The following is a 26781-nucleotide window of genomic DNA, read 5'->3' on the forward strand; positions in this document are numbered from 1 at the left end:
AGCATTCGACGCTTGGCTATCGTTCACCCTGCCAGTATTTAGATGACTGGCTCACTGAGCAACATCAGGAAAAACAGGCGGCATAAAAGCCACCTGTTGGAAGACGAAAAATCGAGGGAAGCTCAGTAATTCTGCTACATCGATTGCTTTTTAGAAAATTATTGTGGGTAATTGTTACCGATTTAGTGAAAACCTATATTGTTTCGCTAATATGATTCATATAAATTATTTGTTAAACCTTAGTAACACCTGTTTCAGTGCGTCCACAATTTGATTTGCCACTTAACGGTGCAGCAGGTTGATCCGGATTGCGGTTTCCGGCGGTAATTATGTGACACAGAATTCAGAGTTTAAGCAGGTCGCTGCGAGGTTCGCCGACGAAGTTGAATATTTTAAGGTGGTGGTGCATAAGAACGGTATTGATACCGGGGATACTGAGGAGACGGTGCATTCCAAATGAAGCTGTTGAAACAGCCGGGAGTGCATGCAGAAGTAATTTGAGGCGCATCGACAGATGCGCCTTTTTTATTTTATGCTACGGCATGAATATGATGTCTTCTGATAATCCCCTTAAACGCGTCGCTGGCGGCCAGTTGCTGGCACAGCACTTCTCGGCTGTTGTGGCGGTGCCGTTTGGCGCCATCGGCATTCGCACCGAAGCCGGCCTTGTGCATGAACTGGTCTATCTACCCCCGTCATTTCACGAAAAAGACGCCAGCGATGCGCTGGCGGAACGCGCGGCGCAGCAGGTTAGCCGCTATGTCGAGCAACCTGATTTCCGCTTTGATCTGCCGCTGGCACCGCTCGGCACGGCTTTTCAGCACAAGGTCTGGAGGGCGATTGCCGCGATCCCGCGTGGGCAAGTGCTCACCTATGGCCAGGTTGCCAAGCTGGTCGGGTCGGCACCGCGCGCGGTAGGCCAGGCGTGCGGCGCCAACTGGTTTCCGCTGGCGATCCCGTGCCATCGCGTCGCCGCAGCCGGCGGTATCGGCGGGTTTTCTCATCACGACGACGAAGACGGTTTCCATATCCGCGTCAAACGCTGGCTGCTGCAGCACGAAGGCGTGGTCGGCTTGTGAGCAAACCGTGTATCGATGAACCGCCAAAACCGGTGCTGAGTGCCGACAATCAAACCGCAATCGACGAATTTTGCGACAGTCTGTGGCTGGAAGACGGCCTCGCCAAGAATTCGCTGGAAGCGTATCGGCGCGATATGACCTTGTTCGCGCTGTGGTTGCAAGAGCAGCCCGAGTGCAAGTCGCTGCTGGCGATCGACGCCGCTGATCTCAACGCCTATTTTCTCGCCAGGCATGACAGCAGCAAGGCGACTTCAGCGAATCGTCGGCTGGCGGTACTGAAGCGTTTTTACCTGCTGGCCTTGCGGCAAAACGGCATCAGCACCGATCCTTGCCTGCATCTGCGCTCGGCCAGGCAGGCGCCGCGTTTCCCCAAGGTGTTATCGGAAGCCCAGGTGGAGGCGTTGCTGGCTGCGCCTGATGTCAGCACGCCGCTTGGCTTGCGTGACCGCACCATGCTAGAGCTGATGTATGCCAGCGGCTTGCGGGTGTCCGAGCTGGTGCTGTTGAAGACGATCGAGGTCGGCATGAAGGAAGGCGTGCTGCGGGTTACCGGCAAGGGTAATAAAACCAGGCTGCTGCCTTTCGGCGAGGAGGCGCGCAGCTGGATCGTGCGTTATCTGGACGCAGCGCGCGGGCAGATTCTGAACGGCCAGATGGATGATGCGCTGTTTGTCACGGCACGCGGTGGCGCGATGACGCGCCAGATGTTTTGGACTTTGATCAAAAAGTACGCATTGCGGGCGGCCATCAATGCACCGTTGTCGCCGCATACCTTGCGCCATGCGTTTGCCACCCATTTGCTTAACCATGGCGCCGATCTGCGGGTGGTGCAGTTGTTGCTGGGGCATGCCGACATTTCGACTACGCAGATTTACACCCATGTAGCCCGCGAACGCCTGAAGAAATTGCATGAAGAACACCATCCGCGCGGACGATGAAGTCTTGCATACTGCCTGAATGCGTTAAATAAATTCAATGAAAAGCATTGATGTTGTGTGATTTTTTGTCGGGGTTGATGCTGTACGTAGGCTGCAAAATCCCGTATATTTTATACTTTGATAACTTTTTCTTGCGGCCCCGACAGCTCAACTCTGTTCCGCAATGTGCGGGCTTCTCCTGTATCCTGTGCAACATCGATAAAGAGTTTATTTAAGGGGGCGCAATTGGCAAAAACGAATTTTCAATATGAAAAACGGCAAAAAGAATTAGAAAAGAAAAAGAAAAAGGAAGAAAAGCTGAAGCGTAAGCTGGAGAAAGGTACGTCCGCAGAAGTTGAATCCGCAGAGGTCGAATCCGATGAAGCGGTGAAGCCCGAGGAGCCAGGTAGCGACGCGCCAGCCCCCGACGCCCCGCAGCAACCATAAGGTGGCTTGAAAATCAGCTGCAATGCACGGGCTGGGGTGCGGATCAATGTTAATGTCACAAATCCGCAGCCTCGTTGCATAATGTCGCCGCTTCCGGTTTGACGACAATATTATTTGCATGCTCCGGTATCCATCGGTGTATTCAACTTGCCCAGTATGACAAAACACATTTCAGAGACCCCGGCCACGCAATTTCTGCGCAAGCATGGCGCGGTCTTTACCGAACATCCCTATGAGTATTAAGAACATGGCGGCACGACGGTATCGGCACGCGCATTGGGAGTCGATGAACATCATGTGGTGAAGACGCTGGTGATGCAGAACGAGGCCGCCAAGCCGTTGCTGGTTCTGATGCACGGCGACCGCAAAGTCTCAACCAAGAACCTGGCGCGGCAGATCGGTTGCAAATCGGTCGAGCCGTGCAAGCCGGAAGTGGCAAATCGCCATTCCGGCTACCTGATCGGCGGCACGTCGCCGTTCGCCACGCGCAAGGTAATGCCCATATATATAGAGGAGAGCATTCTGGCGCTGCCAAAGATTTATATTAATGGCGGTCGTCGTGGCTACCTGATCGGTCTGGCGCCGCACATCGCGCTCGATCTGCTGCAAGCGCAGCCGGTCCAATGTGCGCTGGACGAATGACTGCCCTGAACCTATCAAGAGAAAGAGACACGCATGTATACATTGTTATTCACTATCGCAGCCTACCTCATCGGTTCGGTTTCGTTTGGTATCCTCACCAGCAAGGTGTTTGGTCTGGGCGATCCCCGGACCTATGGATCGAATAATCCTGGCGCTACCAATGTGCTGAGGAGCGGTAACAAGACCGCTGCCGCGTTGACGCTGCTGGGAGACGGCTTCAAGGGCTGGCTGGCAGTCTGGCTGACGCAAAAGTTGGGGCCGCAATTCGACTTGGGCGACGGCACCGTTGCCTTGGCTGCGTTGGCAGTTTTTCTGGGCCACCTGTGGCCGGTGTTTTTCCGCTTTGCCGGCGGCAAAGGCGTGGCGACGCTGCTTGGCATCTTGATCGGCATCAATCCCTGGCTTGGATTGGCGACCATCGGCACCTGGCTGATTATCGCCTACGCGTTCCGTTATTCGTCGCTGGCGGCCTTGGTTGCCAGCGTATTCGCGCCCTTCTTTTATACCTTGCTGGAAGGGCCAGACATGATCCTGCTGGCGATTGTGGTCATGAGCGCTCTGCTGATTTACCGTCACGCTAAAAACATCGGCAATCTGCTGGCGCGCAAAGAGAGTCGCATCGGCAGCAAGAAAAATGGCGGTAAAGCGGTTTAACCTGGTTATGTTATTCAACCCGCTTCAGGTGCAAGCCGCCAATCGCAAGGCCATGTTGGCGGCGGCGATGGCTGACAACGATGCGCAGCCGTGCCGTGCGCTGAGGCTGTGAGGTGGCATCGTTAAGCGACGATAGCGACGATGATGCAGGGCTTGTCACAAAAATATCAACGGTATCAAAGGTATCGAAGAAGCGCTAACCGGCAGCGGTTAGCACTTCTTTATTTTGAGTTCCGTTATTTTTTATATTGAAATGGATATAAGTAACATCTTTATCATAACTATTTGCAACTATTGTTGCGACGCACCATAACAATAGTGCTGACATTTTTTCTATTGTTCGTATGAGGGGAGGTATCGCCACAAGATATTTTGATATTTTTACCTTGCCATGCAGCATATTTTCGCATTGTGAAAATGAATATCGCTATTTGGAAGTCGAAAAAAGTCCTGTTAGAATTTGGCACCCGTCTACAAAGTGACGTAGATGCTTGCGACCCAACCCGCTAATCCAATGTTAAATTGGACAGGCGCACAAATTCAGGAGACTCAGCATGTCAGCCCAGCTCGACCAGGTTTTGGCCCAGGCCGCCAACGATCCAGATGTCATTGAAACCCAAGAGTGGCTTGACGCGCTCGAAGCTGTCATCGAAACCGAAGGCCCTGAGCGCGCCCATTATCTGATGGAAAGAATGGTTGATCTGGCCCGTCGTCGCGGCGCCCAGATCCCGTTTTCCAGCAATACCGCATACGTTAATACTATCCCGGCCCATATGGGGGAGCATTGCCCTGGCGATCTGGAAATCGAAGAGCGCCTGCGCTCGTGGATGCGCTGGAATGCGATGGCGATGGTGGTCAAGGCCAACCGTCTTGACGGCGACCTTGGCGGCCATTTGTCCAGTTTTGCTTCGCTGGCCAACATGCTCGGCATTGGCTTTAACCATTTCTGGCATGCCCCTTCCGAAAATCACGGTGGCGACCTGTTGTACATCCAGGGCCACTCGTCGCCAGGCGTCTACGCCCGTGCTTTCCTTGAAGGTCGCCTGACCGAAGAACAACTGCTGCATTTCCGTCGCGAAGTCGACGGCAAGGGCTTGTCGTCCTACCCGCATCCGAAGCTGATGCCGGATTTCTGGCAATTCCCGACGGTCTCCATGGGCCTTGGCCCATTGATGGCGATCTACCAGGCGCGTTTCCTCAAATATCTGCACGCCCGCGGCATCGCCGATACCGCCAACCGCAAGGTCTGGGCCTTCTGCGGCGACGGCGAGATGGACGAGCCGGAGTCGATGGGGGCGATCGGCATGGCCGGTCGTGAACGTCTCGACAATCTGGTGATCGTGGTCAACTGTAACCTGCAACGCCTGGATGGCCCGGTGCGCGGTAACGGCAAGATCATCCAGGAACTGGAAAGCAATTTCCGCGGCGCCGGCTGGAACGTCGTCAAGGTTATCTGGGGCGCAGGCTGGGACGATCTGCTGGCACACGACAAGGAAGGCATCCTGCAACGCGTGATGATGGAAACCGTCGATGGCGAATATCAGAACTACAAAGCCAAGGGTGGCGCCTACGTGCGTAAGCATTTCTTCGGCAAGCATCCGAAATTGCTGGAACTGGTCAGCAAGATGTCGGACGACGACATCTTGCATCTGACCCGTGGCGGCCACGATCCACACAAGATTTACGCTGCTTTCAAGGTGGCGCAAGAACACAAGGGCCAGCCGACAGTGCTGCTGGTCAAGAGTATCAAGGGCTACGGTTTCGGTAAATCCGGCGAAGCGCGCAACACCGCGCACAATACCAAGAAGCTCGACGACGAAGCCATCAAGGCCATGCGCGACCGCTTCCAATTGCCGATTTCCGACGAGCAACTGCCAAGTGTGCCGTTCTTCAAGCCCGCCGACGATACCCCGGAAATGCAATACCTGCACGCCCGCCGCAAGGCGCTGGGCGGCTATCTGCCGCAACGGCGCCAGAAGGCTGACGAAGAGTTGATCGTGCCGGAATTGTCGGCATTCAAAGGCGCCTTAGAGCCAACCGCCGAAGGCCGTGAAATCTCCACAACCCAGGCTTACGTGCGGATCCTCAATACCTTGCTGCGCGACCCGAGCCTGGGCCCGCGCGTGGTGCCGATCATGGTCGACGAATCGCGTACTTTCGGGATGGAAGGCCTGTTCCGCCAGATCGGTATTTTCAGCCAGGTCGGTCAGTTGTATGAGCCGGTCGATAAAGACCAGGTGATGTACTACCGCGAAGACAAGGCCGGCCAGATTCTGCAAGAAGGTATCAACGAAGCCGGCGGCATGAGCTCGTGGATTGCCGCGGCGACTTCGTACTCGACCAACAACCGGGTCATGATCCCGTTCTACACTTATTACTCGATGTTCGGTTTGCAACGTATCGGCGACCTGGCATGGGCAGCCGGCGACATGCGCGCCCGCGGCTTCCTGCTGGGCGGCACTGCTGGCCGCACCACGTTGAACGGCGAAGGGTTGCAGCACGAAGACGGCCACAGCCATGTGCTGGCATCGACCATCCCTAACTGCGTGCCTTACGATCCGACCTTCTCGCACGAAGTCGCAGTGATCATGCATGACGGCCTGCGCCGCATGGTCACCAACCAGGAAGACGTGTTCTATTACCTGACGCTGATGAACGAGAACTACAGCCATCCAGGTCTGAAGGAAGGCCAGGAAGAGGGCATCATCAAGGGCTTGTATCTGCTGCAAGAAGGCGGCAAGCAGAACCAGCTGCGGGTGCAATTGCTGGGCTCGGGCACGATCCTGCGCGAAGTCATCGAAGGTGCAGCGCTGCTGGCCAGCGACTGGGGCGTCGATACCGATGTCTGGTCGGCACCGTCGTTCACATTGCTGGCCCGCGACGGTCAGGATGTCGAGCGCTGGAACATGCTGCATCCGACGGAAACGCCGCGCGTGGCGCACATCACCGAGTGCTTGCAAGGCAGCAGCGGCCCGATCGTGGTCTCTACCGACTACATGCGTACTTTCGCCGAGCAGGTGCGCGCGTTCATACCAGCTGGCCGGACATACAAAGTGCTGGGCACCGATGGTTTTGGTCGTTCCGATACACGCGCCAAACTGCGTGAGTTCTTTGAAGTTAATCGCTATTATGTCGCGGTGGCTGCATTGAAGTCGTTGGCAGACGAAGGCAAGATCAAGGCCTCGGTTGTCGCCGATGCGATTACCAAGTATGGTATCAACCCGGAGAAACCGAATCCGGTCACGCAATAACAGCAATAACCGGACGAGTAGGGTGGGCATTGCATGCCCACCCTACAAAACATATTTCCACGAATGTGAAGCATGGGGTAGTACTTCACAGCGGGCAGAATAAATGGAGCTAAGCGATGAGTATGGTGGAAGTCAAGGTCCCGGATATCGGCGACGTCAGTGAAGTTGAAGTCATTGAATTGATGGTAAAAGTCGGGGATACGGTAAAAGTTGATCAGTCGCTGATCACGGTCGAATCCGACAAAGCCAGCATGGAAATCCCGTCGAGCCACGCCGGTGTAGTCAAGGAATTCAAGATCAAGCTGGGTGACAAGGTCAAGGAAGGCACATTGGTGCTGTTACTGGAAGCCGATGCAACGGCAGCAGCGGCGCCAGCCGCAGCGGCGACACCTGCACTGGCGCCTGCACCGCCTCCTGCGACAGCCGCTCCGGCCCCTGCGCCCGCAGCAGCTCCGGCAACAGCACCTGTTGCGCCCGTTGCCGCGCCAGCATCTGCCAATAGCGCTGGCGGCATTCCGCATGCCTCGCCATCGGTTCGCAAATTTGCGCGTGAGCTGGGCGTTGATCTGAGCCGCGTTGCCGGTACCGGTATCAAGGCCCGCATCACCCATGAAGATGTGCAGCACTACGTCAAGGGCGTGATTGCCGGTTCGGCAAACACGCACGGCGCAGCGCCAGCAAGCAAGGGCAGCGGTGTTGGCCTGGATCTGCTGGCTTGGTCATCGCTGGATTTCAGCAAGCAAGGTCCGACCGAGTTGCTGCCATTGTCGCGCATCAAAAAACTCAGCGGCCCCAACCTGCATCGCAACTGGGTCATGATTCCGCACGTGACGCAGTTCGACGAAGCCGACATCACTGAGCTGGAAGAATTCCGCAAGCAAGCCAACGACAGCTTTGCCAAGGCCAAGTCGCCGGTCAAGCTGACCATGCTGGCGTTCGTCATCAAGGCCAGCGTCGCGGCGCTGAAGAAATTCCCGGCATTCAATTCCTCGCTGGATGGCAAGGGTGAAAACCTGATCCTCAAGCAGTACTACAACATCAGCTTTGCTGCCGACACGCCGAATGGCCTGGTGGTGCCGGTGATCAAAGATGCCGACAAAAAGGGTATCAGCCAGATCGCTCTGGAAATGGGCGAGTTGTCGGCGCAAGCGCGCGACGGCAAGCTGAAACCGGCCGACATGCAAGGTGCGACCTTCACGATCTCGTCGCTGGGCGGCATCGGCGGCACCGCCTTTACGCCAATCATCAATGCGCCTGAAGTTGCGATCCTGGGCTTGTCAAAAGCGTCGATGAAACCGGTCTGGGACGGCAAGCAGTTCGTACCCCGCCTGCTGATGCCGACATCGCTGTCTTACGATCACCGCGTCATCGACGGTGCGATGGGTGCGCGTTTCAGCGTCTATCTGGCTGAAGTATTGGCCGACATGCGCAAGACCTTGTTGTAATGCAGGGCGGGTAGGAAAATACCCGCGCGTATTTACGGGGCTGGACGGGTGCGGTGTGCCCGCCCACCGGTCGATGGGCATAGCGTTGGAGAGCAACTATGACTACTTGCGTCGTCGTCAAAAAAAACGGGCAGATCGCGATTGCGTCAGATTCGCTGGTGACTTTCGGCGATACGCGCTTGTCGCATGCCTATGAGGTCAACAACAAGATATTCCAGGTTGGCGAATCCTACATCACGCTGGCCGGCACTGCCGCCCACTTCCCGGTCATGCGCAAACTGCTGACCGGCATGGGAGAAGACTGCAAGCTGAATAATCGCGAGGATGTATTCGACACTTTTTCCAAGGTGCACACCATCCTCAAGGATCAATATTTCTTGAATACCAAGGAAGATGAGGACGATCCGTACGAGTCATCGCAGATCACGGTGCTGATCGCCAATCCTTATGGTATTTTCGGCGTGTATTCGTATCGCGAAGTATTCAGTTTTGATCGTTTCTGGGGCATCGGCAGCGGCCGCAATTTTGCCCTCGGCGCGATGTACGCAGTCTACGAGCAAGACATCAGCGCGCAGCGTATTGCTGAGATTGGCATTCATGCCGGCGTTGAGTTCGACAAGAGCTCTGCGACGCCGTTGCGGATTCACAGTATCGACATGAAAAGGTAGCTTGCAGGCCGTGTAGCACCGGCACCACACTAAAAATCAATTAATTTCTCGGCAGATTGAGAACGGAGCGAATGTTATGAGTATGGTTGAAGTCAAGGTCCCGGATATCGGCGACGTCAATGAAGTTGAAGTCATCGAGTTGATGGTCAAGGTGGGCGATACGATCAAGGTTGACCAATCCCTGATCACGGTCGAATCGGACAAGGCCAGCATGGAGATTCCATCGAGCCAGGCCGGCGTCGTCAAGGAAATCAAGGTCAAGGTTGGTGATAAGGTCAGCCAGGGTTCGCTGGTGCTGGTAGTGGAAGCCGCCGGCGCTGCTGCTCCAGCCGTCGCCGCACCCGACCTGTCTGCTGCGCCGGTTGCAGCAGTTGCAGCAGTTGCAGCAGCTCCAGCAGCTCCAGCAGCTCCAGCAGCAGCTCCTGCCGCTGCGGGCCTCGCCAGCACGATTGAAATCAAGGTTCCGGATATCGGCGACGTCAAGGAAGTCGATGCCATCGAGCTGATGGTCAAGGTTGGCGATACGGTCAAGCTGGATCAATCGCTGATGACGGTCGAGTCGGATAAGGCCAGCATGGAAATTCCATCGAGCCAGGCCGGTATCGTCAAGGAAGTCAAAGTCAAGGTTGGCGACAAGGTCAGCGAAGGTTCGATAGCCGTGCTGCTGGAAACCACTAGTGCCGCCGCTCCAGCCGCAGCCGCTGTTGCCGCGGCCCCTGCGCCTGCAGCAGTTTCAGCTCCAGCTCCAGCCGTCAGCGCGCCTGCCGCCGCCAGCTATGCCGGCAAGGTTGACGTCGAGTGCGATACCGTAGTCCTTGGCGCCGGTCCCGGCGGCTATACCGCAGCTTTTCGCGCTGCCGATCTGGGTCAGAGCGTCGTCATGATCGAGCGCTATCCTAGCCTCGGCGGGGTTTGCCTGAATGTCGGCTGTATTCCATCCAAGGCCTTGCTGCATGCAGCCAAGGTCATCACTGAAGCGGAAGAAATGGCGCATTTCGGCGTCAAGATGTCGGCTCCTGAAATCGATATCGATGCGCTGCGCGGCTGGAAAGAAAGCGTCACCAAGAAACTGACCGGCGGCTTGTCCGGCCTGGCCAAGGCCCGCAAAGTGCAAGTGCTGACCGGTAAGGGTGAGTTCAGCTCGCCCAACACGATTACCGTGACAACTGCGGATGGCCCGCAGGTAGTCGGCTTCAAGAATGCAATTATTGCCGCTGGCTCTTCAGTCGCTAAAATCCCTGGTTTCCCTTATGACGACCCACGTCTGATCGATTCCACCGGCGCGCTGGAACTGCGCCAGATCCCCAAGAAATTGCTGGTTATCGGCGGCGGCATCATCGGCCTGGAAATGGCTTGCGTGTATGACGCGCTGGGTTCCAAGGTGACTGTCGTCGAATTCGCCGACGGTTTGATTCCTGCGGCTGACCGCGATGTCGTCAAGCCGCTGCAAAAGCGCATCGAGAAGCGCTACGAGGCGATCCACCTGAAGACCAAGGTCACCAAACTGGAAGCCTTGAAGGAAGGGCTGCGCGCCACCTTTGAAGGGGCCGACAGCAGCGCCCCGGCAGCACCGGAACCGCAACTTTACGACATGGTATTGGTGGCCGTCGGCCGTCGCCCGAACGGCAAGGAAATCGCGGCCGAGAAGGCTGGCGTCATCGTCAATGAACGCGGTTTTATCCCGGCCAACAAGCAGCAGCGCACCAACGTGCCGCACATCTTCGCCATCGGCGACATCTGCGGCGATCCGATGCTGGCGCATAAGGCCACCAATGAAGCCAAGGTGGCGGCGGAAGTGATCGCCGGCCACAAGGTTGAATTCGATGCGATGACGATTCCGTCGGTGGCCTACACCGATCCGGAAATTGCATGGATGGGCTTGACCGAAAACGAAGCCAAGGCCAAGGGCATTCCGTTTGAGAAAGCCAATTTCCCATGGGCGGCCAGCGGCCGTGCATTGGCGATGGGCCGCGACGACGGCATGACCAAGCTGTTGTGGGATCCGAGCACCAAGCGCATCATCGGTGCCGGAATCGTTGGCGTGAATGCTGGCGAACTGTTGGCCGAAACCGTGCTGGCGATGGAGATGGGCGCGGACCTGGAAGACCTGGCGCTGACCGTCCACGCGCATCCGACCTTGTCTGAAACGCCGATGTTCGCGGCCGAGATGGGCCTGGGTACGATCACCGATCTGTTCATTCCAAAGAAGAAATAAAGAACTAAGGTGCGCACCATGCACACCATGCACACCATGCACACCATGCACACCATGCACACCATGCACACCATGCACACCATGCACACCATGCAAAAAACGCCGCTGCGATGCGAATCGGAGCGGCGTTTTTATTATTCTAAGTAAATCAGTCCAAGCGTCAGTCCAAGCGTCAGTCCAAGCGTCAGTTTAAGCATCAGTTTAAGCATCAGTTTAAGCGTCAGTTTAAGCGTCAGTTTAAGCGTCAGTTTAAGCGTCAGTTTAAGCGTCAGTTTAAGCGTCAGTTTAAGCGTCAGTTTAAGCGTCAGTCGAAGTATCTGCGCACCGCTTCAAAGCGCGTCGCATAATAACGATTGTCGAGGCGATCAATGCGCACCTTGCCGTTGGTCGACGGCGCATTGATGAAACGGCCGTCGCCAATGTAGATGCCGACATGGGAAAACGGCCGATGCATAGTGTTAAAAAATACCAGATCGCCGGGCCGCAACTGGACTTTGCTGATCGGCCGGCCTTGCCGTGCAATGTCGGCGGCGCTGCCGTTGACTCTGAGGCCGGCCGCCTGCTGGTAGACATAGCTGACCATGCCGCTGCAGTCTAGTCCAGCCTCCGGGTTCTTGCCGCCGAAGCGATAATTGGTATCGATCAGGCCGAGCGAATAGATGACGATATCGTTGCCCTTGTCGCTGATGGGCGTATTGTCGGCCGAGCCGGGGCGGACCGAGCTGACACCGCCGCAGGCGGCCAGCAACAACACGCAACAGAGAACCAGGAAATTTCTAAGTGTCATCGGCCATCCTTCGCTGCGTCGGCGCGGGTTATGTTTCCAGTTTGCTCAGCACATCCGACAGCATCGCAATCATCTGATCGATCTCAGCTGTCGTGACATTCAGCGACGGCATGAAACGCAGCAGGTTGGGGCGCGGCGAATTCAGTAGCAGGCCGACCGGGTTCAGGTCGCGTGCGATATCGACGATTTGCGGTCCGATATCCTTGCCAAGTTTCAACGCGCGCAACAAGCCTTCACCGCGCTCGCCTTCGAGTCCGTGTTTAGCAGTTAGTTTCAACAATTCGCTGCTCAGGTAGGCGCCCTTGTCCTTGACCGATTGCAGGAAGCCCGGTTCCAGCAGTGTCTTGATGACGGCTACGCCGACCGCGGTCATCAGCGGATTACCGTTGTAGGTGCCGCCTTGATCGCCGGCTTCGAAACAGGCGATCTCTTCGCGCGCCAGCAAGGCTGCCAATGGCACGCCTCCGCCGATGCCTTTGCCAAGGGTCATGATGTCCGGTTCGATGCCTGACAGTTGATAAGCGAACAGTTCGCCGGTGCGGCCCATGCCGGATTGCACTTCGTCGACAATCAACAGGATGCCGTGTTTCTTGGTCAACTCACGCAGCGCCTGCATGAATTCGCGGCTAGCCGGAATCACGCCACTTTCGCCTTGGACCGGCTCCAGCATGACCGCTACGGTCTTGTCGGTGATCAGCTTTGCGACGCTGTCGAGATCGTTAAGTTCGGCTTTGGGGAAGCCCGGTACTTGTGGCGCAAAAATGCTGTCCCAGCCCGGTTTGCCGCTGGCAGACATGGTGGCCAAGGTGCGGCCGTGGAAGCTATGGTTGAAGGTGATGATTTCAAAGCGGTGTTGACCGGCCTGATTTGGATTCTTCTTGCCCCATTTGCGCGCCAGCTTGATTGCGCCTTCGTTGGCTTCGGCGCCGCTGTTGGTGAAGAACACGCGGTCAAAGCAGGAGTTGGCGGTCAGCAGGTTGGCCAGTTCGACCGAGGGCGCGTTGTAGAAAGCTGGCGATGGATTAAGGATTTTCTTGGATTGCGCAATCAGTGCATCCTGAATGCACTGTGGCGAATGGCCCAGCGCATTAACCGCCCAGCCCTGTAAATAATCCAGGTAGCGCTTACCGGTGTGATCGCTCATCCACATGCCGTCGCCTTCCGTAAATACCAGCGGCGGGCGGTTGGTGATGTACATCAGGTCGTTGACCGGGTATTCCCTGAACTTCACGCTGTGCTCCATATCGTTACTCCAAAAAAGGGCAAAAAAAAACCACAGGCGTCGCCTGTGGCTTCGTGATCAGACAACGGTCACACGCACGGCTTACCTGGCAATGGCAATGGGCTATGGCGTCGCAACAATGTCTTGATCCTGTTCATGACGCAAATATTAGGACCTTTTGTGTGGTGCGTCAAAAAATATTTGCGGGGTTGTTGTCGTGCGTCCTCAGCGCGATTGGCGCGGCGGGCTTACTGCGCCAGATCCGCCTCCGATGTAAATGAATCGGCATAAAATTCTTCCGATGGCAGTTGACACAGGGCGACGAAATCGCGCTGCGCCGACTCCACCACAATCGGTGCGCCGCAGGCATAGACCTGGTAGGCCGACAGGTCGGGCAGGTCCTCGATGACGGCCTGATGCACGAAGCCGGTCCGGCCCTGCCAATTGTCGTCGGCCTGGGCATTTGAAATCACCGGCACGAACTTGAAGTTCGGCAGCGTCGCGACCCACTCTTCGCACAAAGCCATCATGTACAGGTCTTGCGGGCGGCGGCCTCCCCAGTAGAGGGTCATCGGCCGCTGCGATTGGTTATGCACCGCTTGCTCGACCAGCGCCTTGATCGGCGCGAAACCGGTGCCGGAGGCCAGCAACACCATCGGTTTATTTGAATTTTCACGCAGAAAGAAAGTGCCGAGCGGCCCTTCGAGGCGCAGGATGTCGCGTTCCTTCATGCTGCCGAACACATGGTCGGTGAACAGGCCGCCGGGCATGTGGCGGATATGCAGGGTCAGGTAATCGTCCTTGTATGGGGCGTTAGCCATGCTATAGCTGCGGCGTTTGCCGTCGCGCAGCATGAATTCCACATACTGGCCAGCCAGATATTGCAAGCGTTCGTTGGCGGGCAATTGCAGCGACAGCACAATCACATCGTCGGCGACCTTATCGATCTTGGCGACGCGGGGCGGCATCTTGCGCACGGGAAATTCGCCGACGCCGGCCACTTCGCGCGCTTCGATGGTGACGTCGGAATGCGGCGTAGCGCAGCAGAACAGAGCGAAACCAAGTTCTTCTTCCTTCACCGGCAGCGCTTTTTCCTGATGTGTGCCGTGGGTAATGTTGCCATCAACGAGTTTGCCTTTGCACGAACTGCAAGCGCCATTTTTGCAACCGTACGGCAGGCCGACCCCAGCGCGTATCGCCGCGTTGAGGATAGTTTCGCCTTCGTCGCAACTAAATTGGCGGCCACTTGGCTGGACAGTTATCTGGAAACTCATACAATCCTGTAATGAAAAATATTAAACAAAACCATGATGCCCAGCCTGCCCACTTTGGCAAGCCGCGCCTGTTGATTCTTGGTTGCGGCGACGTTGGGCTGCGCCTTTTGCCTTTACTGAAGCGCCATTTCCGTGTGTTCGCGGTAACCAGCCAGCCAACGCGCTGCGCTGAATTGCGCGCAGCCGGGGCGGTGCCGCTGGTGGCTGGCCTTGATCAACCAGCAACTTTGGCGCGATTGGCGCGTCTGGCACAAATCGTTGTGCATCTGGCGCCACCGCAGTCTGCGGGTGAAAAAGACCTGCGCACGCGTAACCTGGCCGCTATTTTACCCGAGCGGACCACGCTTGTTTACATCAGTACCACCGGCGTCTATGGCGACTGTGACGGTGCTTTGATTGATGAAACGCGGCTGCCGCGGCCACACAATGCCCGTGCCAAGCGCCGCATCGATGCCGAGCAGGTGTTGCGAGGATGGGCCCGGCGCCGTGCCGGCAACCTGTCGATTCTGCGGGTGCCGGGCATTTACGCAGCAAACCGCTTGCCTCTGGAGCGCTTGCATAAAGCAACGCCGGCCCTGAGCGCGGCAGACGATGTGTATACAAACCATATTCATGCCGATGATCTGGCGCAGATTATTGTGGCTGCGATCTTCCGGGCGTCGCCATTGCGTATCTACCACGCCAGCGACGACTCGCAACTGAAGATGGCCGACTATTTCGATCTGGTGGCCAACGCATTTGCGTTAGCGCCGCCGCCCAGATTGCCGCGTGCAGAGCTGGCACAGCAGGTCTCGCCGATGCTGTTGTCTTTTATGTCAGAGTCGCGCCGTTTGCACAACCAGCGCATCAAGTCGGAGCTGGGGGTGCGCTTGCGTTACCCGACTGTGCAGACGGCGTTGTCGGCGATGGCAGTGTCGGTGAATCCGGATTGAGGCGTGCTGGCATTTGTATATTCGTTTTTCGCATAAGCATAGAAGTTATAAGTTGTTGCAAGGTGGAAAGTTGGCCGATAAAGTGAAAAATAAACAAAAAATCCCCGTTAATTCGCTCATCAATTAAACCGCCCGTCGCGGACGAGCGGCGGGTCGCGATCCAACCAGACGACAGTGCTGCAAGCTACAAAGGCGTTTCTACCGCAATGAAGTTATCTTTTAAGCAAATAAATAAGCAGTTTTCCGGCTTGCCGGTCATCGACGACTTCAGTCGTGAGATCGAAGAGGGCGAGTTGGTGGCACTGGTCGGCCCGTCGGGCTGCGGCAAATCGACGCTGCTGCACTTGGCGGCCGGCTTGGCCGTACCGACTAGCGGTGCGGTATTGGCCGACGGCAAGCCTGTCAAAGGGCCGCATCCGGAACGCATGCTGATGTTCCAGGAGAACGCGTTGTATCCGTGGCTGACGCTGGAGGCTAACGTGGCGCTGGCGCTGGAACTGCAAAGGGTAGCCAAGGCCGATGCGCGCGAGCAGGCGCGCGACTGGCTGGCCAAGGTCAGTCTGCAAGGTTTTGAAGCGTATTACCCGCACCAGGTTTCCGGTGGTATGCGGCAGCGCGCGGCGCTGGCGCGTGCATTCATTACCAAGCCGAAAGTGTTACTGCTGGACGAACCGTTCGGCGCACTCGATGCGTTGACGCGCATGACTTTGCAGGATGCGCTGCGTGAGCTGATTCGGGAAGAGCGGCCGACGGTGCTGCTGGTAACGCATGATGTCGACGAAGCCCTGTTCCTGGCTGACCGCATTCTGGTGTTCAGCCCGCGCCCGGCCAAGGTGTTGCGCGAATTTAATTTGAATCACCACGAAAAGACTCACGATCTTTCCGAATTTGCCGCCGTTCGGCGGGAAATTCTTGGGCTGCTCGGGATTCATGCCGAGCAAGATGAAGTCGTAAAAAACGAAAGGGAGTTGCAGCATGAGATTCAATCTGACGCGTTTGTTACTGATTCCGGCGTTGTTGTTGTCGCTGACAGCGCAGGCGTATGCCAATGAAAAATTCAAGATCGGCTATCTGCGCGTCATGGACGATGCGCAAGCGATCGCAGCCTATGAAGGCGGTTTCTACAAGAAACAAGGGCTGGATGTAGAGCTGATTGAATTCAAGTCTGGCACCGACCTGATCAAGGCCATCGTTGGCGGTCAGCTCGACAGTGGTGTGCTGGGCTTCACCAATGCTGCGGCGTGGGCTTCCAAAGGCGCCGATCTGAAGGTGGTGGCTGGTGCTCAGCATGGTTATCACGCGCTCGTGGTGCGCGACGATAGCGGCATCAAGGATGTGGCCGGATTAAAGGGGCGCACATTGGCGTCGCAGGCCGAAGGCAGCACTGCCGATACCGTGCTCAAGGGCGTGACGCTAAAGAACGCCGGCCTCAAGGCCGACGATGTCAGCATCCTTGGCGTCAGTCCGCAAGTGGCGGTGCAGTCATTGGTCGGCAAGCGCGTCGATGCGGCATTCCTGTTCGAACCGCAGGCCAGTATTGCTAAACTGGTGGCGCCGGTCAGACAAATCTACGAAGTCGGCGAAGTCTGGCCTTTCCCGTGCATGGTAGTGATCACCTCCGGCGAAACGTTGGCGAAACGCCGCGACGCGGTGTGGAAGTCGCTGGACGCGCAACGTGAAGCAATCGATCTGCTGCAAAAAGATCTGACCGCAGCATCCAGGCTGATTGCCGCTTACTTCATTGCCGATCCAACCCTGAAGACCCTGAAGCAGGGCGACCTGCCGCGAGAAACAGTGATCCGCGATGCCATCAGGAGCCAGACTTTCAGCGCCGCGCTGACCCCAAAGGAACTGGCGCGGATGCAAGAGCTGGCTAACATCCTGCAACAGCAAGGTTCCTTGAAGACGCGTGACGGCAAGCCGTTCAACGTCAACGCGATCATCGATCTGGATTGGCAAAAGGATCGCAAGCTTTGAGCATATCGTCCCGGCGAATGCAGGGACCCAGGTTGCTGAGCAGGGTAATGAGAATGCATTCCCCGGTTCGCGGGAGTGAGGTTGGCGTTGTAGTGATCTATGCGTTCTCGTTCCGCTGTTTTTCCATATATCTTTAATCTTTAAAATACGTATTGTTTTGATTCATCTATGAGTACTCAAAGCCGGCTAGTTGGTTACCGCAAAAAACTTGCCATGTTGCTGGCTATCCTGTCGATCTTTCTGCTGTGGCAGGTAGCGGCGTGGCCTTTGCCGGATTTCCTGATGCCGGGCGTACTGCCGGTGCTGGCACGCTTGTGGCAGGAAGTGCAGACGCCGGAATTTCGCACCGGATTGTGGGGTAGCCTGACCCGGCTCGGCGGCGGTTATGCAGCGGCCATGTTGTTCGGCATCGGCTTCGGTTTGATCGGCGCGGTGCTGTTTTTTTTCCGTGAAGTATTGAAGTCGGCCATCATCATCCTGCAATCGATTCCGTCGATTGCCTGGGTGCCGCTGTTTCTGATATTGATGGGTTTCGGCAATCTGCCGATCATGGTGGTGGTCGCGCTGGCAGCATTTTTCCCGGCAGCACTGAGCGTCATGAATGCGACTGAAAGTGTGCAGCAGGTACACGTATCGGCGGCGCGCGTGATGGGCGCTTCACGTTGGGAAATGCTGAAGCGGGTTTATCTGCCGGCAGTGATGCCGGAGCTGATTACCGGCGCCCAACTGGCGTTTGGCAATGCCTGGCGCGCTCTGATTTCGGCGGAAATGCTGATTGGTTTCGGCAAGGGATTGGGGTGCACCTTGGTCTATGCCGGGGAAACCGCCGACATGGTCGGCGTGATGACCAACATCCTCGCCATCGCCATTTTGGCGGCCTTGATTGATCAGGTAATCCTGGAAAACCTCAAGCATCGGGTGTTGCGTTACCAGTACGTCTAAATCTCTTCGATGAACGCGCCGTCATTATTCTTTCGCCAAGCCATAGCATTGCTGCTGGCTAGCGCGCTGCAAATGACCGCTACCGCCGGCACGCTGGAGCAGATCCGGCTGCGCGGCAAGCTGGTGGTCGGCGTCAGCTACGTGGTGCCTGAGTACACGGCTGGCGAGAAGTATCGTACCCCCGAAAATTTTGACAGTGCCGTCGCAGTCGGGCTGGCACAGCGGCTTGGCGTCCGTCTGGTGATGCTCAAGGTGACGGCAAAAAATCGACAGCAGTTGTTGGCGCAACAGCAGGTCGACGTGCTGCTGCTGAATCTGAAGAAAGACGATGCCGATGCGTTGGCTTCGTCCGCGCGGTTGTTGCCTTCTGCCTATCAATCACGCCCAAAACTGATCATGCGCAGCGATACCGACATCAAACGCGTGGCGCAACTCAAGGGGCGCACCTTGTGCGTGGCTGCAGGTGGTGCGTATGTCGCCACACTGGCGGCACAATATGGCGCGCACGAAAAAGTGCTCGAGGCGCCGGCGGACGCGTTGCTGGCGCTCAGGACCGGCAGCTGCGACGCTACGGTCCATGACGACGCCGTGTTGAACGGCTTGCTCGAGCTGCCTGAGTGGAAGAAATTTTCCGCCAGCCTGCCGCTTGACGCCAATCCGGCCGTATTGACCTTCGCATTCAGGCTCGCAGATGCAGACCTCGGCGACTACCTGCAGCAACTATCGCGGGAATGGAGTGGCAACGGCTACTGGGCCGGCAATCGCAAAAGGTGGATCAACGATGTCGCCTTCGAAGGCTATCTGGAGCAGAACGTTCCGGATTGTCATTGGTACCTCTTGGTCAGCAGGGCCTCTTAATCACCCGGGCCTCTTAATAGACCGTTATTTGTCTCGCACGCCGCTGAATCTTCGCAGATCGCTTTTGCAAATCCGTTTGTGCTGATTACCTCACCCTCGTGATGTGTATTGTGTATATTGCAATATGTTGTGGATTGCGCCCCACAACTGTGGAATGTATTGGCTCATCGGCCCCAGGCGCTGGGCAGATAACGCTTGCTTGCTTGTGGCAAGATGCATTTCTCTGATTGAGCAAAGCCCGATGGCGCAAGAAAGAAAGCGCACCGGAAGCGGATAATTTTTAACAGGAAGCAATATGAAATCTCTTTTCCCCCTGATTGGATTTTTGCTTGTTTGCAGCAGCGCAGCCGCGCAAGTGTCTGAGGGCTCGCGCGATACATCAGGGCCATTGCCCGAAAAACAGGATCAGGTTCAGCGTCTTTATGACGGAAAAAGCACCATCACGCTAGAGATGGCGCAAAAGATGGCGAATGCGGCAGAGGCCGCGGCATCGAAAAAAATTTTTCGGATAGTCATCAGCATCGTTGATCAGCATGGCAACCTGAAGTACTTCCGCCGTATGGATGATACGAGCGCCGGTAGTATCGAGGTGTCTCAGATGAAGGCGTCGACTGCAGCCCGCTTTCCCGTATCGACAAAAACGTTGGCGGAAAGAAGCGCCAAGCTCGCGGGCAACCCTTACGGTTCCGTTCCGGGATTCCTGCTGCTTGAAGGTGGTCTGCCGATCATCACTAAAGAGGGCATGCACTTAGGAGGTATTGGCATCAGCGGCGCCACGCCAGAGCTGGACGCCAGCTTTGTGCAAGCCGGGATTGATGAATTTCTTAGTGGTCAATAAGCAGTTGAGCAGCCGCTTGATGAGGCGTGCTGATACAGGAGAGTTCCTCTGGTGGGCCTGCGTCATCAGCATGCCTTGCGCCAACAGTTTGTTTTCTTGTGCGTTGAGGGAAAATATAAATCAACCAGGAATCGGGTCATGTTGCCATCGAATCTACGGGGAAGCCGTCGTATAAAAGAATTTAATGTGGCAGCGTCCCTGCTAGGATTCGATCTGCAAGAGACTTCCCAGCGCGCACGCCCGACGATGCGTGCCGATATTAAAAAAACACTATTAAAGACAGACGAAAGGAAAAGTCATGTACGCACGGACCAAACTGATGATGGTGATGCTGGCAGCATTCCCAGCGCTCGCAATGGCGCAGGAGACACAAGTAGTAAAGATCGGTTTTAGCAGCCCCCTGACCGGTGCTCAGGCATCCGCAGGCCGCGACAACCAAGGTGGATTGGTGATGGCCATCGATAACCTGAACAGCGAGGGCTTGGTTATCGGCGGCAAGAAAATCAAGTTTGAAGCGCAAATGGAGGATGATCAGGCCGATCCGCGCTCGGGTGTCGGCGTCGCGCAAAAGCTGGTCGACCTGGGCGTCAAGGCGGTAGTTGGTCCTTACAACTCTGGTGTGACTATCCCGGCGTCGCGCGTGTATAACGATGCCGGTATCGTGATGGGCACCGTTGCCTCCAACCCGAAGGTAACTTTGCAAGGCTTCAAATCGGTATTCCGCGTAGCGGCCAGTGATAGCCAACTGGGCGGCAAGATGGCGCTGTATGCCGCCAAAGAACTGAAGATCAAGAAAGTCTCGATCATCGATGATCGCACCGCCTATGGCCAAGGGCTGGCAGAAGAATTTGCCAAAGTCGCCAAGGCTAACGGCATCCAGGTCGTCAGCAACGATTTCACCAACGACAAGGCAACCGATTTCACTGCTATCCTGACCTCCATCAAGCCGAAGAAACCGGACGCGATTTTCTACGGTGGCTATTCCCCGCAAGGCGGCCCGATGATGCGTCAGATGAAGCAACTGGGCTTAAATACGCTCATGCTCGGCGGTGACGGCATCTGTGCCCCGGAAATGGGTCGTCTCGGCGGCGATGCGATAACCGACCAGGTGTATTGCACTCAGGGCGGCGCGTTGTTGGATAAGCTGGCCTCAGGTAAAACCTTTGCCGCTGAATACCAGAAGCGTTACAACCGTCCTGCCGAAACCTACGCTGCATCGTTTTATGACGGCATGCTGCTGATCGCTCAGGCGATGAAGGAAGCCAATTCGGTGGAGCCGAAACAATATCTGCCAGCGATGGAAAAGATCCATTACAAGGGCGTGGCCGGTGTCTATGAATTTGACGCCAATCACGATTTGAAACAATCGCCAGTGACGGTATATCGTTTTAAGGGTGGTGTGCCGGAGGCGCTGACCAGCTACTAAGCATTCTCGGGCCTGGCTACGTCAAGCGTAGCCAGCCTTTTCTGCGGCCGCTCCAGGCCTCTTCGTGAAGTCAGTAGGGTTGCATTTTTTTGCCCTCGTCTTACTGTGGCAGGCGGAGCAAGTGCGATTTACGCGCGTCGCAGGCAGCACTGCCCAGCCTATGCATTTCAAAACGCAGGTCGATAATTGACCTCGTTACTTTTCACAAAAAAATCTCCATGCTAAGTTACACACGCACAATCCATACGGTCGATGCACACACCGGCGGTGAGCCGCTGCGCATCGTGATTTCCGGTTTGCCGCCAGTCCCCGGCAAGACCATCCTGGAACGCCGCAGCTGGCTCAAGGGACAGCGCGATGATCTGCATCAGTTCTTGATGAACGAGCCGCGCGGCCATGCCGATATGTACGGTGCGTATCTGTTGCCGCCGGTTACCGCGGCCGCCGATTCCGGCGTGATCTTCATCCATAACGAAGGCTACAGCGACATGTGCGGCCACGGCATCATTGCGCTGGGCAAGGTGCTGGTCGAATTGAATCACGTCGAGCGTAATGTGCCGCTGACCCGCATCGGCTTTGATACCCCGGCCGGCTTCATCGAAGCGCAGGTCGAGTGGGACGGCCAGCGCGTGGGCGATGTGACTTTCCGCAATGTACCGGCATTCATTTATCAACGCGACGTCGAAGTCGAGACGCCAAGCTTCGGCAAGACCATCGGCGACATCGTTTTCGGCGGCGCCTTCTACTACTACATGAACGCCGATCAGGCCAACCTCACGATCAAGCCGGACCAGGTGCGCAGCCTGATCCAGCTGGGTGCGGAAACCAAGCACGCGGTCAAGGCCAAGGTGCAGATCCGGCATCCGTTGGAGCCTGGGCTGGACACGCTGTACGGCACCATCATTGATGGTGCGCCGAACAATCCGGCCGCGGATCAGTCTAACGTTTGTATCTTCGCCGATCGTGAAGTCGATCGTTCACCGACCGGCACCGGTACGTCTGGTCGCGCCGCGCAATTGTTCCTGCGCGGCAAACTGGCGTTGAACCAGACGCTGGTAAATGAAAGTATCGTCGGCAGTTGTTTTCGGGTAAAGGTGATCGAGGTAGCTCAGGTTGGCGCGTTCGATGCGGCGATTACTGAAGTCACCGGCAATGCGCATATCATGGGATTTAATCAGTGGGTGCTGGAAGACAGCGATCCGTTTCCACAGGGTTTCTTCTTGCGCTGATCGTGTTGTCTGATTACGTGTGCAGCTGAGCCGAGAGAGTGCATCCCCGTGCTGCGGTGATGCTTCAACACTGTTTGGCCAATAGAGAAAAGACATGAAAATCTTTGATGCCGAAGGCACCGCTGCTGCGCTGCCTTATGCCAAACTGGTTGCGGCGCTGGTCAAGGTCGCGCAGCAACTGCGCGAAGGCGAGATCAATGTTCCGGAGCGGATGGTGGTGGAAATCGATCCTGCCAGCGTGCTGCTGTGCATGCTGGCTGTCGCCGCCGATATCGGCATGACCAAGCTGATCACCGTGCACGCCAACAATGGGCAATACCAATTTCCGGCGATTCAGGGAGAGGTAGTCGTGTTCGATTCTGCCAGCGGCCGTCGTCTGGCATTGCTGCATGGACCGACCGTCACAGCGCGCCGCACCGCAGCGGTGAGCCTGCTGGGCATTGAGGCCTTGCTGCCAGTGAAACCGCAATCAGCGTTGTTGATCGGCGCCGGCGTGCAGGCGCTTGCGCATGCCGAGGCTCTGATCGATTATTTCGGCGTCGATGTATTCTGGGTGGCCGCGCGCGATCCTCAAAAGACGCAGGCATTTTGCGAGGGCTTGCAACTGCGCCACCCGCAGATCGCGGTCAAGCCGCTGGGCACCGCTGAACTGGCCGCTGAAGCGCCACCTGTCGATGTCATGATAGCCCTCACCACTGCCCGCAGTGCGGTGATTCCTGTGCATATCGCACCCAATACGCTGGCCATCGGTGTCGGTGCATTCAAGCCCGACATGGTGGAGTTTCCCGCCGAACTGTTGCATAGCCGTACAGTAGCGGTCGATTGTCTGGCCGGTGCCAAGCATGAAGCCGGCGATCTGCTGCAGGCAAAAATCGATTGGGGCAAAGTACGCGAGTTGTCGGATTTGCTTGCGCACGGATTTGTGCAGCAACCGTTGTTGCCTGTGTATAAAACCGTCGGCCAGGCGGCGCGGGACCTGGCCGCGGCGCGGGTGGCAATCGCCTCTCTGTGATCGGTCTTGCTTAACGATTTAGAGGAGGCGCTGCAATGAAGGCCAGCGCTTCGTCATGGACTGGTCAGCGCCAAAACGACCGCTGCCGGCGCACCATATCCAAAACAGCAGCAGGCCATAGAGTACTTCCGGCAGATACAGAAACCAGTCGTACCAGTCGAGCGGGCCAAGCCCGACCGGAATTTTGTGGATGCCGTCGGTGAATGTGGCGACGGCGACGATTGCCAACAGGATCAACGCCGCCGGCCTGGTCAGCAAACCCAGGGCCAGCAGTGCGCCGAAAATAAACTCGAGCAGGGCGACGAACACTGCATTGAACTCTGGAAACGGGATGCCAGCATGCCGCATCGTCTCCAGCATGGCAGTCTGGTTGGCGGACACGAACAATTTATTGTAGCCAGAAATTGAGAAAAACAGGCCAACGTTGATGCGTGCCAGCGGTAGCGGCAGCCAATGCAGAGACTGGCGCAATCGGGAGACGCGATCAATGAAATTCATGCGGTTTCCCCTGATGAAAAATGCTGATGGCACATGCGGCACATGCGGCACATGCGGCACATGCGGCACATGCGGCACATGCGGCACATGCGGCACATGCGGCACATGCGGCACATGCGGCACATGCGGCACATGCGCGCAAGTAGCGCCGTTGCAGACTATTATCGCTGGGGATTAGTTCCGGTCCCAGGCACAAAGACAAAGGAGATGAATTTGATTCGCGGTGCGATAGCAGCCGATAGCATGAGCCTGACCGCTTTGTCGATACAGGTCTGGCTGCACACCTATGCCACTGAAGGTGTTAGCGACGCTCTGGCGCGTGAAGTATTGTCGACGTTTACGCCAGCGTACTTCCAGGCGCTGATTGATGATGCCGGTTACCGCCTGTTCGTGGACGTGCATGACGACAATTTGCTGGGCTATATCCTGCTCGACCTGGACTCGCCATGCGCCACGAACAATTATGGCGGTGTCGAGGTCGATACGCTGTATGTGCAGGAGCACTTCCATGGCCGCGGCATAGGTCGCGCGCTGCTGGATCACGCCATCGGCAATGCCGGTGAGCGGCTTTGGCTGACGGCCTGGGCCGGCAATACGCAGGCCTTGGGTTTTTACAAGGCCTACGGCTTCGCCGATCTCGGCATGACCTGGCACGAGTTTGAAGAGCAAAAATATGAGAACCGGATTCTCGCCCTTCAACCATGCTGATCGCTCACGCGCCCAGCCAAGGCAGGCCTGCCTTGCACCAGCCGTTGAGGTTCTTGCGATGGCCGTTATCGTCCTTGTCGCCTTCGAAACCCTCCAGGATATTGAAACAGTTGCGATAGCCGTACTCGGTTGCCAGTTTGGCCGCATGTTGCGAGCGCACGCCGGAACGGCAGAGAAACAACAAAGGTGCGCCTTTTTCCGCTACTTGCGCCAGTTGCGCAAGGAAATCCGGATTCTGGATACCGCCCGGATATTGCGACCATTGCACTGCCGCATGCTGCGCTTCCGCTATTGCCACCCGGCCGACCCAGTCGCGCTCGGCGTTGGTGCGCACGTCCACCAGTATTGCGGCCGGATCGGCCCGCAATAACGCCAAGGCTTCGCTCGGCGTGAGGGCGCCAGCGTAGGGCAGGTGGGCTTGCTGGCCGCGTTCCCTGGCAATGGTGAGCAGTTCATTGCTGGTCTTCATCATATTTCTCCAGAAAATTATCGTATTGCGATGTCAGGGCCTGCCCCTTTTTTAAATTGCACCAATATGAAGCATATTTTCATTGAAATCCGACAAGTGCACAAAAATGGAGATTTTGCTATTTTCCGCACCATTACGGTGAGCTGCGTTCGCGCCAATCATCATGCCTGAGGCGGTAAAATGCCCTGTTAAGTCTGTCAAGCGAGCATATTACCAGTCCAAATAAGGGCCACGCCGGAAGCGGGCGGTGGCATGGATTCTGCTATCATCACGGATTGAGTTCTGGTCATTCTGGTCATATTGGATTGCTGTCCGGTTTTAAAAGGCTTACTGCCTGTACATGATGTTACTGCGACGCTGCAAGCCGCGCGTAATAGATACTGAGCATGGCGCACAATTTAAAAACTGTAGTACTTTTTTGCAAGTACTTTCATCTTTAGGAGATTCACATGGCAATGACGGCCACAGAAGTCTTGAAAATGGCAAAAGACAACGAAGTCAAATTCGTTGATTTTCGCTTTGCTGACACCAAGGGTAAAGAACAGCACGTAACTGTTCCGGTCTCCCATTTCGATATCGATAAATTCGAGTCGGGTCATGCATTCGACGGTTCTTCTATTGCTGGCTGGAAGGGTATTGAAGCTTCCGACATGTTGCTGATGCCGGATCCAAACACCGCAAACATCGATCCGTTCATGGAAGAAACCACATTGTTCATGCAATGTGACGTTATCGAGCCATCCGACGGCAAAGGCTATGACCGCGATCCGCGCTCGATCGCCAAGCGTGCCGAAGCCTACCTGAAGTCGTCGGGGCTGGGCGACACCGCTTATTTTGGTCCAGAGCCAGAATTCTTCATTTTCGACGACGTCCGCTGGGGCGCCGACATGTCGGGCTGCTTCGTCAAGATCGGTTCCGAAGAAGCATCGTGGAGCACCGGCGCCAAGCTCGAAGGCGGCAATACCGGCCATCGTCCAACCGTCAAGGGCGGCTACTTCCCAGTGCCACCGGTCGACAGCTTCCAGGACATGCGTTCGGAAATGTGTCTGATTCTGGAGTCGCTGGGTATCCCGGTTGAAGTGCATCACCACGAAGTGGCTGGCGCCGGCCAAAATGAAATCGGCACCAAGTTCTCGACGCTGGTTGAGCGTGCCGACTGGACCCAGAACCTGAAGTACGTGGTCTGGAACGTCGCCCACACCTACGGTAAGACTGCCACTTTCATGCCTAAGCCGATCGTTGGCGATAACGGCTCCGGTATGCACGTCCACCAATCGGTATTGAAAGACGG

At 56.4% G+C, this 26781-nt stretch carries 25 protein-coding genes and 1 pseudogene; 21 read left to right on the forward strand and 5 right to left on the reverse strand.

What is annotated here, in order from left to right; translation table 11 throughout:
• Positions 1 to 548: 548 nt before the first annotated feature.
• The 10 genes and pseudogenes from ACIQ0R_RS02380 to ACIQ0R_RS02425 all read left to right on the forward strand — a co-directional run bounded on the left by ACIQ0R_RS02380 (position 549) and on the right by ACIQ0R_RS02425 (position 11465).
• Complete coding sequence (locus ACIQ0R_RS02380; protein WP_395823365.1) at positions 549 to 1079, forward strand: methylated-DNA--[protein]-cysteine S-methyltransferase; 531 nt, start codon at positions 549 to 551, stop codon at positions 1077 to 1079.
• The gene (gene xerD, locus ACIQ0R_RS02385; RefSeq protein WP_395823317.1) at positions 1076 to 2017 is read left to right on the forward strand and encodes a site-specific tyrosine recombinase XerD; all 942 of its coding nucleotides are present in this window, start codon (positions 1076 to 1078) and stop codon (positions 2015 to 2017) included. The genes ACIQ0R_RS02380 and xerD overlap by 4 nt, the downstream gene beginning before the upstream one ends.
• Before the next feature lie 225 nt (positions 2018 to 2242).
• The gene (locus ACIQ0R_RS02390) at positions 2243 to 2443 is read left to right on the forward strand and encodes a hypothetical protein (protein ID WP_395823319.1); all 201 of its coding nucleotides are present in this window, start codon (positions 2243 to 2245) and stop codon (positions 2441 to 2443) included.
• 156 nt (positions 2444 to 2599) lie between these two features.
• A pseudogene (locus tag ACIQ0R_RS02395) lies at positions 2600 to 3085 on the forward strand (aminoacyl-tRNA deacylase).
• A 33-nt stretch (positions 3086 to 3118) separates the two neighbouring features.
• Entirely contained in the window at positions 3119 to 3739 is a 621-nt protein-coding gene (gene plsY, locus ACIQ0R_RS02400) for a glycerol-3-phosphate 1-O-acyltransferase PlsY (RefSeq protein WP_395823321.1), read from the forward strand.
• A 554-nt stretch (positions 3740 to 4293) separates the two neighbouring features.
• Complete coding sequence (gene aceE, locus ACIQ0R_RS02405; protein ID WP_395823323.1) at positions 4294 to 6990, forward strand: pyruvate dehydrogenase (acetyl-transferring), homodimeric type; 2697 nt, start codon at positions 4294 to 4296, stop codon at positions 6988 to 6990.
• A gap of 116 nt (positions 6991 to 7106) precedes the next feature.
• On the forward strand, positions 7107 to 8435 hold the full coding sequence (gene aceF / locus ACIQ0R_RS02410) for a dihydrolipoyllysine-residue acetyltransferase (protein WP_395823325.1): 1329 nt from the start codon (positions 7107 to 7109) through the stop codon (positions 8433 to 8435).
• 98 nt (positions 8436 to 8533) lie between these two features.
• The gene (locus tag ACIQ0R_RS02415) at positions 8534 to 9103 is read left to right on the forward strand and encodes an MFS transporter (RefSeq protein ID WP_395823327.1); all 570 of its coding nucleotides are present in this window, start codon (positions 8534 to 8536) and stop codon (positions 9101 to 9103) included.
• 76 nt (positions 9104 to 9179) lie between these two features.
• Positions 9180 to 11318, forward strand: coding sequence for a dihydrolipoyl dehydrogenase (gene lpdA, locus ACIQ0R_RS02420; protein ID WP_395823329.1), 2139 nt, complete (start codon positions 9180 to 9182; stop codon positions 11316 to 11318).
• Between the two features lie 9 nt (positions 11319 to 11327).
• On the forward strand, positions 11328 to 11465 hold the full coding sequence (locus tag ACIQ0R_RS02425; RefSeq protein WP_395823331.1) for a hypothetical protein: 138 nt from the start codon (positions 11328 to 11330) through the stop codon (positions 11463 to 11465).
• Between the two features lie 157 nt (positions 11466 to 11622).
• Here ACIQ0R_RS02425 and ACIQ0R_RS02430 read toward each other — a convergent pair whose 3' ends face one another.
• The 3 genes from ACIQ0R_RS02430 to ACIQ0R_RS02440 all read right to left on the reverse strand — a co-directional run bounded on the left by ACIQ0R_RS02430 (position 11623) and on the right by ACIQ0R_RS02440 (position 14601).
• Positions 11623 to 12105: a C40 family peptidase gene (locus ACIQ0R_RS02430; RefSeq protein WP_395823333.1), complete on the reverse strand. Its 483-nt coding sequence runs from the start codon at positions 12103 to 12105 to the stop codon at positions 11623 to 11625.
• 28 nt (positions 12106 to 12133) lie between these two features.
• The gene (locus ACIQ0R_RS02435) at positions 12134 to 13336 is read right to left on the reverse strand and encodes an acetylornithine transaminase (RefSeq protein ID WP_395823335.1); all 1203 of its coding nucleotides are present in this window, start codon (positions 13334 to 13336) and stop codon (positions 12134 to 12136) included.
• A 239-nt stretch (positions 13337 to 13575) separates the two neighbouring features.
• Positions 13576 to 14601 (reverse strand): CDP-6-deoxy-delta-3,4-glucoseen reductase, encoded by a 1026-nt coding sequence (locus ACIQ0R_RS02440; RefSeq protein ID WP_395823337.1) that lies wholly within the window; start codon positions 14599 to 14601, stop codon positions 13576 to 13578.
• A gap of 11 nt (positions 14602 to 14612) precedes the next feature.
• Between ACIQ0R_RS02440 and ACIQ0R_RS02445 the strand changes: the two genes are divergently transcribed.
• The 9 genes from ACIQ0R_RS02445 to ACIQ0R_RS02485 all read left to right on the forward strand — a co-directional run bounded on the left by ACIQ0R_RS02445 (position 14613) and on the right by ACIQ0R_RS02485 (position 23815).
• Positions 14613 to 15533, forward strand: a complete 921-nt coding sequence (locus ACIQ0R_RS02445; protein WP_395823339.1) for an SDR family oxidoreductase — start codon at positions 14613 to 14615, stop codon at positions 15531 to 15533.
• A gap of 206 nt (positions 15534 to 15739) precedes the next feature.
• On the forward strand, positions 15740 to 16585 hold the full coding sequence (locus ACIQ0R_RS02450; protein ID WP_395823341.1) for an ABC transporter ATP-binding protein: 846 nt from the start codon (positions 15740 to 15742) through the stop codon (positions 16583 to 16585).
• Positions 16509 to 17510 (forward strand): ABC transporter substrate-binding protein, encoded by a 1002-nt coding sequence (locus ACIQ0R_RS02455; protein WP_395823343.1) that lies wholly within the window; start codon positions 16509 to 16511, stop codon positions 17508 to 17510. The genes ACIQ0R_RS02450 and ACIQ0R_RS02455 overlap by 77 nt, the downstream gene beginning before the upstream one ends.
• 168 nt (positions 17511 to 17678) lie before the next feature.
• A complete protein-coding gene (locus ACIQ0R_RS02460) occupies positions 17679 to 18452 on the forward strand; it encodes an ABC transporter permease (RefSeq protein ID WP_395823345.1) in 774 nt (257 codons plus the stop codon).
• A 9-nt stretch (positions 18453 to 18461) separates the two neighbouring features.
• Positions 18462 to 19310, forward strand: coding sequence for an ABC transporter substrate-binding protein (locus tag ACIQ0R_RS02465; protein WP_395823347.1), 849 nt, complete (start codon positions 18462 to 18464; stop codon positions 19308 to 19310).
• Between the two features lie 295 nt (positions 19311 to 19605).
• A complete protein-coding gene (locus tag ACIQ0R_RS02470; RefSeq protein ID WP_395823349.1) occupies positions 19606 to 20148 on the forward strand; it encodes a heme-binding protein in 543 nt (180 codons plus the stop codon).
• Between the two features lie 298 nt (positions 20149 to 20446).
• Entirely contained in the window at positions 20447 to 21574 is a 1128-nt protein-coding gene (locus ACIQ0R_RS02475; RefSeq protein ID WP_395823351.1) for a branched-chain amino acid ABC transporter substrate-binding protein, read from the forward strand.
• A gap of 218 nt (positions 21575 to 21792) precedes the next feature.
• The gene (lhpH, locus tag ACIQ0R_RS02480) at positions 21793 to 22803 is read left to right on the forward strand and encodes a trans-3-hydroxy-L-proline dehydratase (protein WP_395823353.1); all 1011 of its coding nucleotides are present in this window, start codon (positions 21793 to 21795) and stop codon (positions 22801 to 22803) included.
• Between the two features lie 94 nt (positions 22804 to 22897).
• Positions 22898 to 23815: a delta(1)-pyrroline-2-carboxylate reductase family protein gene (locus ACIQ0R_RS02485; protein ID WP_395823355.1), complete on the forward strand. Its 918-nt coding sequence runs from the start codon at positions 22898 to 22900 to the stop codon at positions 23813 to 23815.
• An 18-nt stretch (positions 23816 to 23833) separates the two neighbouring features.
• Here the strand turns inward: ACIQ0R_RS02485 and ACIQ0R_RS02490 are convergent, their stop codons facing one another.
• The gene (locus tag ACIQ0R_RS02490; RefSeq protein WP_395823357.1) at positions 23834 to 24445 is read right to left on the reverse strand and encodes a DoxX family protein; all 612 of its coding nucleotides are present in this window, start codon (positions 24443 to 24445) and stop codon (positions 23834 to 23836) included.
• Between the two features lie 75 nt (positions 24446 to 24520).
• Here ACIQ0R_RS02490 and ACIQ0R_RS02495 point away from each other — a divergent pair, with 75 nt between their 5' ends.
• A complete protein-coding gene (locus ACIQ0R_RS02495) occupies positions 24521 to 25021 on the forward strand; it encodes a GNAT family N-acetyltransferase (protein ID WP_395823359.1) in 501 nt (166 codons plus the stop codon).
• Between the two features lie 4 nt (positions 25022 to 25025).
• Here ACIQ0R_RS02495 and ACIQ0R_RS02500 read toward each other — a convergent pair whose 3' ends face one another.
• Positions 25026 to 25490, reverse strand: coding sequence for a rhodanese-like domain-containing protein (locus tag ACIQ0R_RS02500; protein ID WP_395823361.1), 465 nt, complete (start codon positions 25488 to 25490; stop codon positions 25026 to 25028).
• 449 nt (positions 25491 to 25939) lie between these two features.
• On the opposite strand from ACIQ0R_RS02500, the gene ACIQ0R_RS02505 reads away from it, so the two are divergent.
• A partial coding sequence (locus ACIQ0R_RS02505) for a glutamine synthetase beta-grasp domain-containing protein (protein ID WP_395823363.1) occupies positions 25940 to 26781 on the forward strand: 842 nt, incomplete at its 3' end.

It is taken from the genome of Collimonas sp. (assembly GCF_044339385.1).
Taxonomy (GTDB): Bacteria; Pseudomonadota; Gammaproteobacteria; order Burkholderiales; family Burkholderiaceae_D; genus Collimonas.

What these genes read in the sequence shown, in the direction of transcription:
- lpdA (WP_395823329.1), top strand. Translation starts at nt 9,180, where the DNA reads ATGAGTATGGTTGAAGTCAAGGTCCCGGATATCGGCGACGTCAATGAA.
- ACIQ0R_RS02450 (WP_395823341.1), top strand. Translation starts at nt 15,740, where the DNA reads ATGAAGTTATCTTTTAAGCAAATAAATAAGCAGTTTTCCGGCTTGCCG.
- ACIQ0R_RS02460 (WP_395823345.1), top strand. Translation starts at nt 17,679, where the DNA reads ATGAGTACTCAAAGCCGGCTAGTTGGTTACCGCAAAAAACTTGCCATG.
- ACIQ0R_RS02475 (WP_395823351.1), top strand. Translation starts at nt 20,447, where the DNA reads ATGTACGCACGGACCAAACTGATGATGGTGATGCTGGCAGCATTCCCA.
- ACIQ0R_RS02455 (WP_395823343.1), top strand. Translation starts at nt 16,509, where the DNA reads ATGAGATTCAATCTGACGCGTTTGTTACTGATTCCGGCGTTGTTGTTG.
- aceE (WP_395823323.1), top strand. Translation starts at nt 4,294, where the DNA reads ATGTCAGCCCAGCTCGACCAGGTTTTGGCCCAGGCCGCCAACGATCCA.
- lhpH (WP_395823353.1), top strand. Translation starts at nt 21,793, where the DNA reads ATGCTAAGTTACACACGCACAATCCATACGGTCGATGCACACACCGGC.
- ACIQ0R_RS02430 (WP_395823333.1), bottom strand. Translation starts at nt 12,105, where the DNA reads ATGACACTTAGAAATTTCCTGGTTCTCTGTTGCGTGTTGTTGCTGGCC.
- ACIQ0R_RS02500 (WP_395823361.1), bottom strand. Translation starts at nt 25,490, where the DNA reads ATGAAGACCAGCAATGAACTGCTCACCATTGCCAGGGAACGCGGCCAG.
- aceF (WP_395823325.1), top strand. Translation starts at nt 7,107, where the DNA reads ATGAGTATGGTGGAAGTCAAGGTCCCGGATATCGGCGACGTCAGTGAA.
- ACIQ0R_RS02470 (WP_395823349.1), top strand. Translation starts at nt 19,606, where the DNA reads ATGAAATCTCTTTTCCCCCTGATTGGATTTTTGCTTGTTTGCAGCAGC.
- ACIQ0R_RS02440 (WP_395823337.1), bottom strand. Translation starts at nt 14,601, where the DNA reads ATGAGTTTCCAGATAACTGTCCAGCCAAGTGGCCGCCAATTTAGTTGC.
- ACIQ0R_RS02465 (WP_395823347.1), top strand. Translation starts at nt 18,462, where the DNA reads ATGAACGCGCCGTCATTATTCTTTCGCCAAGCCATAGCATTGCTGCTG.
- ACIQ0R_RS02445 (WP_395823339.1), top strand. Translation starts at nt 14,613, where the DNA reads ATGAAAAATATTAAACAAAACCATGATGCCCAGCCTGCCCACTTTGGC.
- ACIQ0R_RS02380 (WP_395823365.1), top strand. Translation starts at nt 549, where the DNA reads ATGATGTCTTCTGATAATCCCCTTAAACGCGTCGCTGGCGGCCAGTTG.
- ACIQ0R_RS02495 (WP_395823359.1), top strand. Translation starts at nt 24,521, where the DNA reads ATGAATTTGATTCGCGGTGCGATAGCAGCCGATAGCATGAGCCTGACC.
- plsY (WP_395823321.1), top strand. Translation starts at nt 3,119, where the DNA reads ATGTATACATTGTTATTCACTATCGCAGCCTACCTCATCGGTTCGGTT.
- ACIQ0R_RS02415 (WP_395823327.1), top strand. Translation starts at nt 8,534, where the DNA reads ATGACTACTTGCGTCGTCGTCAAAAAAAACGGGCAGATCGCGATTGCG.
- ACIQ0R_RS02485 (WP_395823355.1), top strand. Translation starts at nt 22,898, where the DNA reads ATGAAAATCTTTGATGCCGAAGGCACCGCTGCTGCGCTGCCTTATGCC.